This window comes from Streptomyces sp. HUAS MG56 (genome assembly GCF_058673395.1).
In genome coordinates, this window is sequence record NZ_CM178722.1 from 7,671,347 (window position 1) to 7,685,739 (window position 14,393).

A 14,393-nucleotide genomic window follows, 5' to 3' on the forward strand; every position below is an offset into this window, starting at 1 on the left:
GTCCAGTAGGTGAGCGCCTCTCGTCCCGGTCACGCTCCGTCTCCTCGGCACGCCCTGCCCGGAACCGCCATGACCGTCCCCGACCACTCCTCGCGGCCGAGCCGTGCACCGACTGTTCGGCGGGAGCAGGCGACCGCGAAGCACATGGCCGGTGCCGCGTGCGTGCCCGACGGCCGACGGCTCCTGCCGGATCCGGCCTCGGAAGATGACGGTCTACGGGACGATCACCTCACCGGACGCTCTGCCGCCGTGCTGGAACATCCGCCTCGGACCGCCCGCGGCGGAGCGGGGCCGGGGGTACGGCACGCGTGTGCCGTACCCCGGCCCCGGTCGAACGGATTCAGGCGCAGTTGTGTGCGCCGCTGGTGCTGGATGCGACGACGACGTCGGCCAGGCCGCCGAGGGCGACGAGGTGTACGGCGTTGACGGTCAGGCCGTGGTCCGCGCCGGGTGCCGGCACCTGCTCGTTGATGATCAGTTCGGCTCCGCCGGCCAGCTTGATCACGCTGTTCGGTGCGGTCGGCACGGTGACCGGCACGCCGGCGACGGTCAGCTTCATCGTGGCGCCGCCGTGCGATCCCGTGCACGTGCTGACCGACGTCGAGGTGACGCCGCTCAGTCCGATCAGCGGCAGGCCCGGCAGCCCGATCGTGGTCTGCTGCAGCGACGCGGTCGTCGTGACCGTGCCCGGTTTCCAGGTGGTGCTCCCGTCGGCGCACAGCGCGGCCGCGTTGATCAGCAGGGTGTGGACCGTCGCGGTGCACGGGGTGGTGGTCCTGCTCGGCTGCGCGGTGCGGATCGCACCGGTGTCCGGCGTCGGTGGGACGTTCAACGACAGGAGCAGCGCGTTGACCTGCGCGGACAGGCCGAACGCCCGCCCGGTGAAGTACTCCAGCCGGGCCGTGGCGGGGCCGGTGGACGCGCGGTAGAACGGGTCGCCGGCGAACGTCGCGGTGACCGGCAGGGTCGCGGTGTCGTTGAGTGGCTGGTTGAGTGTCGGGACGGTGCAGGACACGGTGCCGGATCCGTCGGTGGTGCCGGCACAGCTCTGCTGCGCGGCGCCGCTGCCGACGACGATGGTCACCGGGCGGCCGGCGACAGGCTCCGCGCCGTCCTCCCGCAGGACGCCGGACAGCGTTGCCGGCCCGCCGTCGGCGAGATGGTTCGGCCCGGTGTAGGTGAGGGCGGTCTCCTCGCGCGTGATGGTGAACGCCGTGGTCGCGTGGCTCGGCAGCGTCCGGTCGTCGCCTGCGTAGCGGGCGGTCAGTGTGGTCGGGCCCGCCGCCTGGCCGGGGGTGAGCCGGCAGTTCGCCGAGCCGTTGGCGTCGGTGGTCGCCGAGCAGGTCCGGCCGGGGCCGCCGTCGCCGAGCGCGAACGAGACGGTCGCGCCGGTGATGGGCTTCCCGCCGCCGGTCAGGCCGGCGGACGCGGTGAAGGCGTCGTGATAGTCCGCGGTCCTCGCGCCCGTGTACGTCAGCACGGACGGCTCCGGGCCGCTCGGCACGGTGAAGCCGATCTTCGCCGAAGTGCCGGTCTCCCCGGCGCCGTTGGTCCCGTCGGCCCAGATCTGGTGCGTCACACCTGGGGTCAGAAGGTTCGCCGGCACCGTCCAGGAGGCCACCTCGGCGCTGCTGCCCGTGTGCTTCACCGGGTCGAGGGTCCAGGCGTACCCGGGTGACGTCGACCCCGAAGGCGGTCCGCCGAGGCTGCCCTCGCCGGCACCGTCGGTTCCGGCGATCACGGTGCCGTCGATGTAGTAGTGCTCGTGAGACAGGTTCTCCTTCCCGTCGGCGGTGTTGTTGTCGACGCTGGCGGTCAGCGTGACCGGGCCGGTCAGGGCCTGGCCGTTGCTGATGCCGTGCACGGTCAGCGACGGCGCCGTTGATGGCGGGGGTGTGCCACCCGCCGGGTCGTGGAGCCAGCTGACGCCGACCATGTGGGGGAACGGGTGGACGACGCCGTTGGAGACGACGATGGTGTTGCTGCCTCCGGGGTTGAAGTTCTCGTCCATCACCTTGAGTGTCGCGGAGTGGCTGCTGTCGTAGGCGGCCGAGACGACGATGCCGACGTGCCCGTCGCCGTTGTACGCGGAGACGTCGCCGGAGCTGATGACGTCGCCCACCTGGGGCAGTTCGGCGGCGGTGTAGGGCTTTCCGTGCCCGTACATGACGAGCTTCCTGCCGCTGGCCCGGTCGGTGAGGCCGTCGTAGGCGTTGGCGAAGTTGTAGCCGTGCCCGACGAGCTGGGGTGGGACACCCCAAGCCTGATAGGCGTAGCGGGTGGCGAGTTCCACGCACTGGAACTCCTCGACCGGTGCGCTGCTGCCTCCGAAGTACGTCGTGTACTCGGTCCCGTGCGACCTGCCGCCGCTGAAGTTGCCGCAGGACTCCAGCCCCTCCCAGGAGTTCTGCATCTTCTCGCCGGGGGCGTGGTTGGCGTCGCAGTCGCCGCTCCACCAGGACGGCGTGGAACCGATGCCGGGAACCCCGGCGTTCGCCGTCTCGGGCGCGGCCGTGTGCGTGGTCGTGTGGGCGCTCGTCCGGGCGGTGGTGTGCGCGCTCGCGTGCGCCGCGGGGTGTGCCGCCGTGGAGAAGGTGGTGGACAACGTGGAGGACATCGTGGTGGGGGCGTCGGGGTCGGGCGAGGAGATGACCAGGTCGTGCGCGAAGGTCGAAGCGTTCGCGTAACGGTGGTCCTTCTCGGCCCGGATCACCCACAGCCGGTTGCCTGCCGCGAGCACCCAGGTGTACCGGTCGATCGCGGAGGGGCCGGACCGGTCCAGTGACACGCGCGGCCGCGTGTATGTGCCGGTCGCCTTCTGTCCGAAGGCGGAGACGCTTGCGGTCCTGTGCGGGACTCCGCCCTGCGCCACGGCCAACTGCTGCTGCCAGTGGGCCGCTTCGGCGGCCGAGGCCGCACCGAGGCCGGGGTTGCCCGGCAGGGTCCTGCCGAACGGGACGGTGGTGATGGCGACGTTCGTGAAGGGGGTCATGGTGGTGGCCGAGGCACTCTGGGACGAGTCCCCCGGGGCGCTCACGGCGAACGGTACCGCCGGAAGGTCCCTGGAAGAGACCCGCAGTCGGACCCCGTCGAGGCGAAAACCCTTCGCGGTGGCGGCGGTACCCGCGGCGGGAGCAGCGGCATGACCGGGGGGTGCCGTTGCCATGGTCGTTGCTGTCGTCGTTGCCGACGCGGCCTGGTTCGGCGAACCGGCCAGGGCGATCACGGTCGCGGCGAGCGCGACCCCAAGTCTCGTGGCGCGGGGCGTCCTCACTGATGTCCTCACGGCTTCTCTTCTCTTGTCAGCGACAGGGTGTCCGCGTCGGACTGCAGGGTGCTGCCGCCGTCCCCCTGGAGACAGGTGTGGACGTTCAGACTGTCCGCCTGTACATCCGGCGCAAGGCGGACCAGAACCTATGACGGCTGCGGGCCGCGCGAAGGACCTGTTTGCACGGTGAAGCGGTCCTTCCGGTGCCGAACTGCACAGCGGCCCAACTCCGGTACCGGGTAAGGGGATCGGTGTTCGCCTTCCTCGCGCCGGACCCATTGACCCCACAGGGGCTCGCCCTTACCTTTTCGGCGTTCGGTATCACAGATGTTGTACGAAATACCAGACAGTGCTAACGGAGGCAGTCCGCATGAGCCGTGACCACGTCCGGCCCGAAGTCCCCAGCCGCAGACTGATGCTGAAGGGTGCCGCGCTGGCCACGGGCGCCCTCGCCACCATGACCGGCACGGCCCACGCGGCCCCCGCCCATGCCGCCGGGGGGACGGCCCCCTACCTGAACCCCCTGGTCCGCCGACGCGCCGACCCGCACATCACCCGGCACACCGACGGCCACTACTACTTCACGGCCACCGTCCCCGAGTACGACCGCATCGTCCTGCGCCGCTCCCGCACCCTGAACGGCCTCGCCACCGCCGCCGAGTCCGTGATCTGGCGGGCCCACGCCACCGGCCCCATGGGTGCGCACATCTGGGCCCCCGAGCTGCACCGCATCGGCGGCAAGTGGTACATCTACTTCGCCTCGGCCCCCGCCGAGGACGTGTGGGCGATCCGCATCTGGGTGCTGGAGAACGCCAACCACGATCCGTTCACGGGGACATGGACCGAGCGAGGCCAGATCCGCACCGCCTGGGAGACGTTCTCCCTCGACGCCACCACCTTCAAGCACCGCGGCACCCGCTACCTGGTCTGGGCGCAGCACGAGCCCGGCATGGACAACAACACCGCCCTGTGGATCTCGCAGATGGACAACCCCTGGACCCTCACCGGACGCCAAGTACGGCTGTCCACACCGGAGTTCGACTGGGAGTGCGTCGGCTACAAGGTCAACGAGGGCCCGTACGTCCTGCAGCGCAACGGTCGCATCTTCCTCACCTACTCGGCCAGTGCCACCGACCACCACTACTGCATGGGCATGCTCACGGCCGACGCCGGCAGCGACCCGATGGACGCCCGCAGCTGGACCAAGTCGCCCGTACCGGTCTTCTCCAGCGACGACACCACCCACCAGTACGGCCCCGGCCACAACTGCTTCACCGTCGCCGAGGACGGCCGCAGCGACGTGCTGGTCTACCACGCCCGCCCGTACAAGGAGATCACCGGCGACCCCCTGAACGACCCTAACCGGCACACCCGGATCCAGAAGCTCGGCTGGAAAGCCGACGGCACCCCGGACTTCGGCGTACCCGTCGCCGACACCGTGAAGGAGGGTGTGTGAGATGAGACGCGTGTACGCCCTCCTGCTCGCCCTGTGCTGCGCCCTCGCCGCGGCACTGACGACGGCCGGACCCGCGCAGGCGGCACCGCAGGCGATCGCCAACGGCACGCAGTTCACGGACACTTCGGGCAACGCCCTGCACGCCCACGGCGGCGGCGTCATCAAGGCCGGCTCGTACTACTACTGGTTCGGCGAGGACAGGAACAGCGACAACACCTTCCGCTCCGTCGACGCCTACCGCTCCACCGACCTGAAGAACTGGGAGTTCCGCGCCCACGTCCTCACCCAGTCCTCCGCCCCGGAACTGTCCACCGCCTACATCGAGCGGCCGAAGGTCGTCTACAACGCCGCCACCGGCATGTTCGTGATGTGGATGCACAAGGAGAACGGGGTCGACTACACCCAGGCCAGGGTCGCCGTCGCCGTCTCCTCCACCGTCGACGGCGGCTACACCTACCGGGGCAGCTTCCAGCCGCTCGGCCGGTACCAGTCCCGGGACATGACCACCTTCGTCGACACCGACGGCACCGCCTACCTGGTCTCGTCCGCGAACGACAACTACGACCTGAACATCTACCGGCTCACCGCCGACTACACCGGCATCGACAGCCTGGTCGCCAACCCCTGGCCCGGCGGTCACCGCGAGGCCCCGGCCCTGTTCAGGCGCAACGGCGTCTACTTCATGCTGACGTCGGGCGCCACGGGCTGGAGCCCCAACCAGCAGCAGTACGCCACCGCCACCTCCCTCGCCGGCCCCTGGACCTCCTGGAGCAACGTCGGCGACTCCACGGCATACGGCTCGCAGACCGCCTACGTCCTTCCGGTCCAGGGGAGTTCGGGCACCTCGTACCTGTACATGGGCGACCGCTGGGGCAACTCCTTCGGCGGCACGGTCGACGACTCCCGGTACGTCTGGCTGCCGCTGACCTTTCCGGCCGCCACGTCCATGTCGATGTCCTGGTCCCCGGAGATCACCGTCGACAGCGCCGCCGGCACGATCACCGGCACCAGTGCCACGTACCACACGCTCATCGCCCGGCACAGCTCCAAGTGCGCCGACGTGCCGAACCAGTCCCTGTGGCAGGGCGTCGCCGTGAGCCAGTACACCTGCAACGGCGGCACCAACCAGAAATGGTGGTTCAAGGACCTTGGAAACGGTTACTACTCCCTGCTCGGCCGGGGCAGTTCGCTGTGCCTCCAGGAGAGCGCGAGCAACGTCACGCAGGAGAACTGCACCGGAGCCACCGCCCAGCAGTGGTCGGTCGTCACCACGGGTTCGTACGTGAACATCAAGGCCCGCACGACCGGCGAGTGCCTGGACGTGTCCGGCGCGTCCACCGCCGACTCCGCCGCCCTGATCACCTACACCTGCAACGGCGGCACGAACCAGCAGTGGACACGCGGAACCTGACGAAAAGCCAGCAGAATGGGAGCAGCTGCGCGTTCAGGCCGGCACAGTCAGGCCAGCAGATCGATCGCGTCGATCGCCGTGCCCGCGCTCAGATATCCCGTCGTCCCCGAACCGCTCACCACGTTGATCTTCAGCACGTTGTACTGGCTGGTGTCCGTGAGCCACGCACTGGCCGGGACGCTGTAGGTGAAGGTGTAGTTGTTGCCCCGGTAGGAGCCCACCGTCAGGGACCGGGTGCCCGGCTGCGTGGGCGGGGAGGGAACCGACGACGTCCAGTCGTTGACCGTGACCTGCGGCCGGCCGTTGGCATAGGCCGTCGTCACACCGATTCTCAGGGTGTGCGCGGCCGCCGCCTGCGCGGCGGTCAGCCTGAAGTACACGATCAGGCCGCTGTTGACGTCCTTCCACAGGTAGCAGGGGAAGGCGGACGTCTCGGTGCCGCTGCCGATCACCACGTTGCCCGTCCAGGCGGACGCCCGTACGTCCGAGGGGTGCGCGTACGTCATCAGGTCCGCGTTCTTGAACCCGCTCGGCGTACCGTCCCAGGAACCGATCCGCCAGACGGCGCTCGCGTTCGACGGGTCGTTGGACGACGGGATCGCGACCGTGTTGAGGGTGGTCGTCGCGCCCGCGGATACGGTCGTCTGTGTACTGTATACAGCCAACTCGCCTTTGTAGACAGTCAGCGTGTATACACCCGGCAGGATCCTGGATACCGAGAAGTACCCGTCCGACGCCCGCGCCGTCCCCCAGTACTGTGCCGAGGAGTTGGCGAGCCCGACCGTGTACGTGTACGCCGTGTCCCGCCCGCTGATGCCGACACCGGCCACCCGGCCCCGGCCGCCGTCGGCGACGTACCCGGAGATGCCGAGCGAGTCGGCCCACGACGTGGTGAGGGTGTCGTGGTACAGCGCGGACGAGGGCGCGCCACCGTCGGTGAAGGCGATGACGTACGGGCCCTGGAGGCCGAAGCGCTCGGACTCGGTCTGGTTCTCGCCGTAGTGGAGGATCTCGTACAGTCCGCCGCCGTCGGCGCTCTGGTGCCGCAGCAGCGAGCGGTAGAACGGGCCGCCGGAGGCCTTCTCGTGGTTGCTGCGGACGATCCACAGGCCGACGCTGCCGGTGGTCCAGCCGATGTAGTCGTAGTCGATGACGCGGTGCTTCGAGTAGTGCTTGGAACGGGTCTGGCCGTCGGGCTTGGCGAAGACGTCCGAGGCCTCGACGGTACTGGTGGTGTAGGTGTAGGAGTCCGGTTCGTCGTTGAGGAACAGGCCCGCCCGTACGCGCACGATGTACCGGGTGGCCGTGACCGAGGAGTCGGCCTTGTTCGTCCACAGGTAGATGTTGTTCTCGCCGCTGCGGGCCGCGTAGTAGTGCCGCAGGGTGCCGTAGGCGACGGAGATGAGGATGGTCGAGCCGGACTGCTGCAGCGTCACGGCGGAGGTGCCGAGACCGGACTCGACGTGGGAGTTCTTGCCGCCGTAGCCCTGGTACTCGGTGCCCTTGTACACCAGCGAGGTCAGGTCGCCGTTGGTCTTGCTGACCTTGAAGACGAGGCTCGCGCCGGTGTCGACGACGTAGTTCGAGCCGTCGTCGCTCCAGCCGAAGCCCGCCGCCGACGCGCTGGTGGCCAGCGGTCCGGCCAGGGCCGCCGTACCGGCGGCGGCCGCGGCGGTGACGACGAACGCACGGCGGCTGACCGCTCCGCTCACGTCGTCCGCGGCGCTCACGCCGTCCGTGCCGTTCGCGTCGTCCGTGCCGTTCGGGATTCCGGACATGGGGGTGCCTCACCTTCGGGAGGTCCGGGGAGTGTGGGTGTGAGGCAGGGTGACAGTTGAATCGATTTCGCGAAAGGGCTTTCGCTGCTGAGTAGTTGGCTATCATGTGAATTCAGCAAGAGATCTAGAAAGCGCTTGCCCGAGAGGGTACGGTCCACCGGCCAGACCTTGCCGATCGCCGAGGGGAGGCCACGAGTGAGACGTTTCAACGCCGTGCGCCGCGCCGTACTTGCCGCGGTCGCGGTCACCTTGTGCGCGACCCTGGCGGCAGCCCCCGCCCAGGCCCGTCCCGGGCCCCGGCCGCTCGGCCCGGAGAACTGCACGGACACCGGCTGCCACTTCGACGTCCCGCCGGGCACCTACGACGTGACCGTCCGGCTCGGCGCCGCGACGGCCTCCAGCACGGCCATCACCGGCGAGACCCGGCGGTCCCTGCTCCCGGAGACCGCCGTCGCGGCCGGAGCGCGGGTCACCCGCAGCTTCACCGTGAACGTCCGCACCCCCGAGGGCGAGCCGACCGGCCCTACCGGAACCCCCGGCCTCGACCTGGCGCTCGGCGGCTCCGCCCCCGCCCTCGCCGGCATCAGGGTCACCCCGGCCCGGCACGCCCGGCAGATCATCCTGATCGGCGACTCCACCGTCTGCGACCAGCCCGCCGCCCCGTACTCCGGCTGGGGCCAGCAGCTCCCGCAGTACCTGCGCAGGGGTCTCTCTGTCGCCAACTACGCAGCCTCCGGCGAGAGTACGGTCAGCTACCTGGCCGATCCGCGGCTGTGGGGCACGGTCCGGCCGCTGATCCGCCCCGGCGACCTCGTCCTGGTCCAGCTCGCCCACAACGACAAGACCACCGACGAGGCCACCTACTGGGCCGACCTGGAGACCATGGTCGCGGGCATCCGGGCCCGGGGCGGCGAGCCGGTGCTCGTCACCCCGATCGTGCGGCGCTGGTTCAACGCCGACGGCACCCTGGACAACGGCACCGCCCTGCTGGTCAACGGCCTCGGCGTCGACCTCCCGGCGGTCATGCGCTCCGTCGCCGCCGCCGAGCACGTGCCCCTCATCGACCTCACGGCGCGGACCAAGGCGCTGGTGGAGTCCCTGGGCGTGGAGGGCTCAAAGGCGATCTACCTCTACGACGAGAAGCGCGACAACACCCACACCTCCGTGCACGGCGCGACCGTCTTCGCGGGCCTCGTCCGCGGCGCGCTGTTGGCCCGGCACCTGGTGCCCGAGGGCCTGGTGCGGGTGGGATGAACGCCTGGGGCGTCCCGACCGGAACCGGGGCGCCCCAGGTCCCGCGAGGCACCGGGCGCCGCTCCTCGTGCGGCGGACGGCGTCCATGGCCCGGCGGAGGTCGCCCATAGTTCGGCGCACGCCGAAGTGTCCGGCGCCTAGCGTGGTCCCATGACCGCAGAGCCCACCGTGACCGGGACCGTACCCACGTTCGCCGCGCTGCACCACCGCCCGGGCGAGCCGTTGCTGCTGCCCAACGCCTGGGACCACGCCTCGGCCGCCGCGCTCGCCGCCCGGGGGTTCCCGGCGATCGGCACGACCAGCCTGGCCGTCGCGGCGGCGGCCGGACTGCCCGACGGCCGGGGCGCGACCCGCGAGCAGACCCTGGGGCTCGCCCTCACACTCGGCTCGGAGCCGTATCTCCTCTCCGTCGACGCGGAGGACGGCTTCTCCGACGACCCCGCCGAAGTCGCCGAGCTGGCCCGCCAGTTGTGGTCCGTCGGGGTCGTCGGCATCAACCTTGAGGACGGGCTCGGGCCGGCCGGCCGGCACGCCGCGAAGATCGCGGCGGTGAAGGCCGCCGTGCCCGGCCTGTTCGTCAACGCCCGCACGGACACGTACTGGCTGGGCGACAGCTACGGCGGCGGCGGTGACAGCGACGGTGACGGTGACACCGTCGGGATGGACACACTGAACCGCCTCGACGCCTACCAACAGGTGGGCGCCGACGGGGTGTTCGTACCCGGGCTGACCGATCCGGACCGCATCCGCCGCCTCGTCCGGCACCTCGACACCCCGCTCAACATCCTCTACTCGCCCACCGGCCCCACGGTCTCCCATCTCGCCGACCTCGGCGTCGCCCGGGTCAGCCTCGGATCGTTCCTCTACCGGCGGGCGCTGGGGGCGGCGCTGGACGCGGTGGCCGACATCGCGGCCGGCCGGGTGCCGGGCGGTACGACGCCGTCCTACGCCGAGGTGTGCGCGCCGGACAGGAATGTCGCGGTGAGCAGGCCGGCGAACTCCTCGGGGTGATCGAGGGCGCCGAGATGCCCGCCCGGGAACTCGACGAAGGAGCCGCCGAGCCGGTCGGCGAGCAACTCGCCGGTCCGGTAGAGAAGTTGGCCGCGTGAGCCGGCCCCGGCGGCGAGGGTGAGGCGGGCCCCGGCGGCAGGGACGGCCGGGACGTGGGCGGTGAAGGGACGCAGGACGTGCGCGAGGAAGACGCCCATCGGGGTCGCCGACTCACCCTCTGCGGGCGGCCGCCCGGCCCCGTCGAACTGCGCGAGCAACTCGGCCCGCCGCTCCGCCCCGTCCGGCAGTACCGTCACACACGGCGGCTCGTGCGCCACCACTCCCGCCAGCCGCTCCGGGTGCCGGGCGGCCAGGTCGAGTACGGCGATCCCGCCGGAGCTGGTCCCGAACACATACGCCCGCTCGCCCGGCGGCAGCACGGCCTGCAGCAGCCGGTGCGCCCCCTCGCTCCAGTCCGCCGGACGCTGGTCCGGCACCGGCAGGCCGAGCCGTCCGTGGGCGAGCCCCAGCGGGTCGTACGTCACGACGGTGAAGCGCCGCGCCAGCCGCTCGGTCAGCGGCCCGAACCCCATGGGGTGCCCGGCCCCGCCCGGCACGATCAGCAGGACGGGACCACTGCCCGTGACGTCGTGGTGCGGGGATTCAGCCATCGTTCCTCGTCTCCCGGGGCCAGTGCGTGAGGGCGAGGTGCAGGGCTTCCACGGCCTTGTCCCAGGAGGCCCGCACCTCGCGGGCCGCGCCGAAGCCGCCCGCGGACTCCAGGGCGCAGTAGCCGTGGAACGTGCTGCGCAACAGACGTACGGCGTCGGTCAGATCGGGTTCGTCCAGGCCGTAGGCGCGCAGCATCCCGTAGGTGATCTCGGCCGTGCGGCGCATCGCGGGGGAGTCTGCGATCAGGGACTGGTCGACGCGGATCTGGGTGGCCGCGTACCGGCCGGGGTGCTCCAGGGCATAGCCGCGGTAGGCACCCGCGAACGCGGCCAGCGCCTCCTTGCCCGCCCGGCCCGCCACGGCCGCGGCGATCCGCTCGATCAGTTCGCCGCCCGCGTGCAGCGCGAGCCGGGTCCGCAGGTCCGCAAGGCCCTTGACGTGCGAGTACAGACTCGCGTCCTTCACCCCGAAACGGCGGGCCAGCGCGGAGAGGGTGACCTTCTCGAAGCCCACCTCGTCGGCGAGTTCGGCCGCCGCCGTGATCAACCGCTCGGTACTGAGCCCTGCGCGCGCCATCGTCCGACCCCTCCTCCTTGGATACCCAGGTTATATCCTAGGAGGCCTAGGTTCGGAGGGAGGAGGGTGCCGGACGGCGGAGGGACGTGGCGCCGCGCGTCAACTGGTCCGTGAGAACACGAAGGAGAACTCCGCCGGTTCGGCGCGCAGGTGATACTGCGGCAGTGGGCCCGGTCCGCAGGACTGCGAGCCGATGCCGTGCTGACCGTGGTCGAGGTTCACCCAGACAGTGCCGCCCGGCGTGAGGTCCGTGCGATGGGCGGCGGCGTCCAGTTGCTCGGTGGTCCAGCGGCGGACGGTGAGGAGGAACTCCGGGTCGCCCTCGATGCGCAGACCGCCCAGCTCCGCCCAGCGGACGTCGATCCGGGCGCCGTTCTCCTGCGGACGGACGTACGGCGTCTGCATACCGTCGACAGTCGACTGCCAACGGCCGACCGTCGACGCCATCCTGGTATCTGCATACGCTTCACCAGGCCCGCCGCCGAACCACCGCACGTCGTCGGCCGCCGACAGGCCGAGGCGGACGCCGAGCCGGGGCAGCGGGACGGTCCAGTCGCCCTCGGGGGTCGTGTATACAGTCAACCGTAGACTGTCTCCATCAGACGTCCAGCGGTATACCGTCGACAGTCCGACCTCCGCCGCCGCCGGTGCCACCCGCGTCCGCACGGTCAGCGCGGCCTCGCCGGCCTCCACCGCGTCCAGCCGGTGCCGCATCCGGTGCAGACCCAGCTGACGCCACCGCAGACCGTAGCGCGTGTCGCTCTGCCAGGCGGCGCCGTCGTCGTTGTCGGTGGTGGCCCGCCACACGTCGAGCCGCAGACCGGTGACCGGCACGTCGCCGATCGCGGTCAGGGCGCCGGTGCGGGCGTCGAAGGTGCCGAGGCCGAGGGTGATCACCCCGGCGCCCGGCACCGGGCGGGCGGTCGGCGCGAGCGACGGCACCCGGCGCGGCGAGGCCGGGACCTGGCCCCAGGCGACGACGTGGCCCTTCGGCGCCCACGGGGTCTCGGCGGCGAGGACCGCGCGGACCGTCCAGTGGGCCTCGCCCGTCGGCGCAGTGGCCGGCGGTGCGGGCAGCTTCACGTCGGCGGACTCGCCGGACGCCAGCGCGGGCACCGTCAGCGTGCCGGACTCCACCGGCTCCCCCTCGACCTCGTACGACCACGAGAACGCGAGCGCCGACAGGCCGGCGAAGTCCTGCTTGTTGGTGATCCGGACCGTGCCGTCGCCGGCGGTGCCGCTGATGCCGACCGGTTCGATCACCTTCTTGAACTCGGCCAGCCCGGGGGAGGGCTGCCGGTCCGGGAAGAGCAGGCCGTCGCAGACGAAGTTGCCGTCGTGCAGTTCCTCGCCGAAGTCGCCGCCGTAGGCGTAGCCCAGCTCCGGGTGGGTGATGCCGTGGTCGATCCACTCCCAGACGAACGCGCCCTGGAGCCGCTCGTGCGTCTCGAACAGCCGCTGGTAGTCGGCGAGTCCGCCGGGGCCGTTGCCCATGGCGTGGGCGTACTCGCACAGGATGAAGGGGAGTTCGCGGCGTTTGCGGGTGCCGCCGTCCAGGTGCCGGCCGATCCGTTCGACCTCGGCGTGGGAGGCGTACATGCGGGAGTACATGTCCGTGTCACGGCAGTCGATGTCGCCCTCGTAGTGCACGAGGCGTGAGGCGTCGCGGCCGTGGATCCACTCGGCCATCGCGGTCAGGCCGCGGCCGGTGCCGGCCTCGTTGCCGAGGGACCAGACGACGACCGAGGGGTGGTTCTTGTCCCGCTCGACCATGCGGGAGGCGCGGTCCAGCAGGGCCGGGGTCCAGCGGTCGTCGTCGACGGGGTTGTCCCGCCAGCCCTGCTCGGTGAAGCCGTGGGTCTCCAGGTCGCACTCGTCGATCACCCACAGGCCGTACTCGTCGCACAGGTCGAGGAAGGCCGGGTGGGGCGGGTAGTGGGAGGTGCGCACGGCGTTGACGTTGTGCCGCTTCATCAGCAGCACGTCCTCGCGCATGGTCGCCAGGTCGAGGGCGCGGCCGTGGTCCGGGTGCCACTCGTGCCGGTTGACGCCCTTGAACAGGACCCGCCTGCCGTTGACCTTGATCAGGCCGTCCGACAGCTCGACGGTACGGAACCCGATGCGCAGCGGCACCCGCTCGCCCTCGGTGGCCAGCTCGCCCGTGTACAGCCGCGGCACTTCCGCCGACCACGGCTCGACCGGCACGGTCACGCTCTCGCCGGTCGCGAGGTCGATGCCGAGGTCCGCCACGGTGACCCGGCCGGGCACGTCGGAGTCGACCCGCAGGGTGCCGGTGCCGGAGCGATGGTCGTAGGAGGCGTGGACGAAGAAGTCGGCGGCGGCGCCCGCCGGGCGGTGCAGCAGGGTGACGTCACGGAAGATGCCCGGCAGCCACCACTGGTCCTGGTCCTCCAGATAGGAGCCGGCCGACCACTGGTGGACGCGGACCGCCAGTACATTGTCCACAGTCTTCAGAAGACTGCCGACCGCGAACTCGTGCGGCAGCCGCGAGCCCTTGAACTCGCCGATCTCCGTGCCGTTCAGCCACACCCGGGCGCAGGACTCCACCCCGTCGAAGCGCAGCACCGCGCCGCCCTCGGCGAGGTCCGGCCAGTCCGCCGGCAGGTCGAAGACGCGCAGATGGTCGCCGGTCGGGTTCTCGGTCGGCACACGCGGCGGGTCGACCGGGAACGGATAGAGGTGGTTGGTGTAGATCGGGGATCCGAAGGCACCACCGCCCTGGAGTACCCAGTGGCCGGGGACCGAGACCTCGGCCCAGTCACCGGCGTCGTACCCCTCGGCGGCGAAGGAGTCGTCCTCGGCGTCGGCCGTCTGCGCCAGCCGGAAGCGCCAACTGCCGTTCAGCGAAAGGGACATGGAGTCGGAGGAGGCGTACCAGGCGCGTGGCGGCAGTGCGCCGGAGCCCGGGGAGACGTCCTCGACGTAAGCGGTTTCAGCGGTGGTGCGGAAAGACATCGTTCTCCTCGC

General features: G+C 70.9%; 9 protein-coding genes. 4 read left to right on the top strand and 5 right to left on the bottom strand.

Going from position 1 to position 14,393, the window contains the following annotated elements:
* Positions 1 to 340 precede the first annotated feature (340 nt).
* Positions 341 to 2,992, bottom strand: a complete 2,652-nt coding sequence (locus tag AC4OXY_RS35950) for a choice-of-anchor P family protein (protein WP_402064326.1) — start codon at positions 2,990 to 2,992, stop codon at positions 341 to 343.
* 646 nt (positions 2,993 to 3,638) lie between these two features.
* Between AC4OXY_RS35950 and AC4OXY_RS35955 the strand changes: the two genes are divergently transcribed.
* Positions 3,639 to 4,724 (top strand): glycoside hydrolase family 43 protein, encoded by a 1,086-nt coding sequence (locus AC4OXY_RS35955; RefSeq protein WP_491991701.1) that lies wholly within the window; start codon positions 3,639 to 3,641, stop codon positions 4,722 to 4,724.
* 1 nt (position 4,725) lies between these two features.
* Positions 4,726 to 6,135, top strand: coding sequence for an RICIN domain-containing protein (locus AC4OXY_RS35960; RefSeq protein WP_491991702.1), 1,410 nt, complete (start codon positions 4,726 to 4,728; stop codon positions 6,133 to 6,135).
* A 47-nt stretch (positions 6,136 to 6,182) separates the two neighbouring features.
* Here the strand turns inward: AC4OXY_RS35960 and AC4OXY_RS35965 are convergent, their stop codons facing one another.
* A complete protein-coding gene (locus AC4OXY_RS35965; protein ID WP_491991703.1) occupies positions 6,183 to 7,913 on the bottom strand; it encodes a rhamnogalacturonan lyase B N-terminal domain-containing protein in 1,731 nt (576 codons plus the stop codon).
* Between the two features lie 195 nt (positions 7,914 to 8,108).
* On the opposite strand from AC4OXY_RS35965, the gene AC4OXY_RS35970 reads away from it, so the two are divergent.
* Positions 8,109 to 9,167, top strand: a complete 1,059-nt coding sequence (locus AC4OXY_RS35970; RefSeq protein WP_491991704.1) for a rhamnogalacturonan acetylesterase — start codon at positions 8,109 to 8,111, stop codon at positions 9,165 to 9,167.
* Positions 9,168 to 9,317: 150 nt separating this feature from the next.
* On the top strand, positions 9,318 to 10,178 hold the full coding sequence (locus AC4OXY_RS35975; protein WP_491991705.1) for an isocitrate lyase/PEP mutase family protein: 861 nt from the start codon (positions 9,318 to 9,320) through the stop codon (positions 10,176 to 10,178).
* Here the strand turns inward: AC4OXY_RS35975 and AC4OXY_RS35980 are convergent.
* From AC4OXY_RS35980 to AC4OXY_RS35990, 3 genes are all read right to left on the bottom strand, one after another.
* A complete protein-coding gene (locus tag AC4OXY_RS35980) occupies positions 10,112 to 10,828 on the bottom strand; it encodes an alpha/beta fold hydrolase (RefSeq protein WP_356021922.1) in 717 nt (238 codons plus the stop codon). The two genes, AC4OXY_RS35975 and AC4OXY_RS35980, sit on opposite strands and share 67 nt — an antisense overlap.
* Positions 10,821 to 11,405, bottom strand: a complete 585-nt coding sequence (locus AC4OXY_RS35985) for a TetR/AcrR family transcriptional regulator (RefSeq protein WP_356021924.1) — start codon at positions 11,403 to 11,405, stop codon at positions 10,821 to 10,823. The genes AC4OXY_RS35980 and AC4OXY_RS35985 overlap by 8 nt, the downstream gene beginning before the upstream one ends.
* Before the next feature lie 99 nt (positions 11,406 to 11,504).
* A complete protein-coding gene (locus AC4OXY_RS35990; protein ID WP_491991706.1) occupies positions 11,505 to 14,381 on the bottom strand; it encodes a glycoside hydrolase family 2 TIM barrel-domain containing protein in 2,877 nt (958 codons plus the stop codon).
* Positions 14,382 to 14,393 lie beyond the last annotated feature (12 nt).

What these genes read in the sequence shown, in the direction of transcription:
- AC4OXY_RS35985 (WP_356021924.1), bottom strand. Translation starts at nt 11,405, where the DNA reads ATGGCGCGCGCAGGGCTCAGTACCGAGCGGTTGATCACGGCGGCGGCC.
- AC4OXY_RS35980 (WP_356021922.1), bottom strand. Translation starts at nt 10,828, where the DNA reads ATGGCTGAATCCCCGCACCACGACGTCACGGGCAGTGGTCCCGTCCTG.
- AC4OXY_RS35955 (WP_491991701.1), top strand. Translation starts at nt 3,639, where the DNA reads ATGAGCCGTGACCACGTCCGGCCCGAAGTCCCCAGCCGCAGACTGATG.
- AC4OXY_RS35990 (WP_491991706.1), bottom strand. Translation starts at nt 14,381, where the DNA reads ATGTCTTTCCGCACCACCGCTGAAACCGCTTACGTCGAGGACGTCTCC.
- AC4OXY_RS35965 (WP_491991703.1), bottom strand. Translation starts at nt 7,913, where the DNA reads ATGTCCGGAATCCCGAACGGCACGGACGACGCGAACGGCACGGACGGC.
- AC4OXY_RS35975 (WP_491991705.1), top strand. Translation starts at nt 9,318, where the DNA reads ATGACCGCAGAGCCCACCGTGACCGGGACCGTACCCACGTTCGCCGCG.
- AC4OXY_RS35960 (WP_491991702.1), top strand. Translation starts at nt 4,726, where the DNA reads ATGAGACGCGTGTACGCCCTCCTGCTCGCCCTGTGCTGCGCCCTCGCC.
- AC4OXY_RS35950 (WP_402064326.1), bottom strand. Translation starts at nt 2,992, where the DNA reads ATGACCCCCTTCACGAACGTCGCCATCACCACCGTCCCGTTCGGCAGG.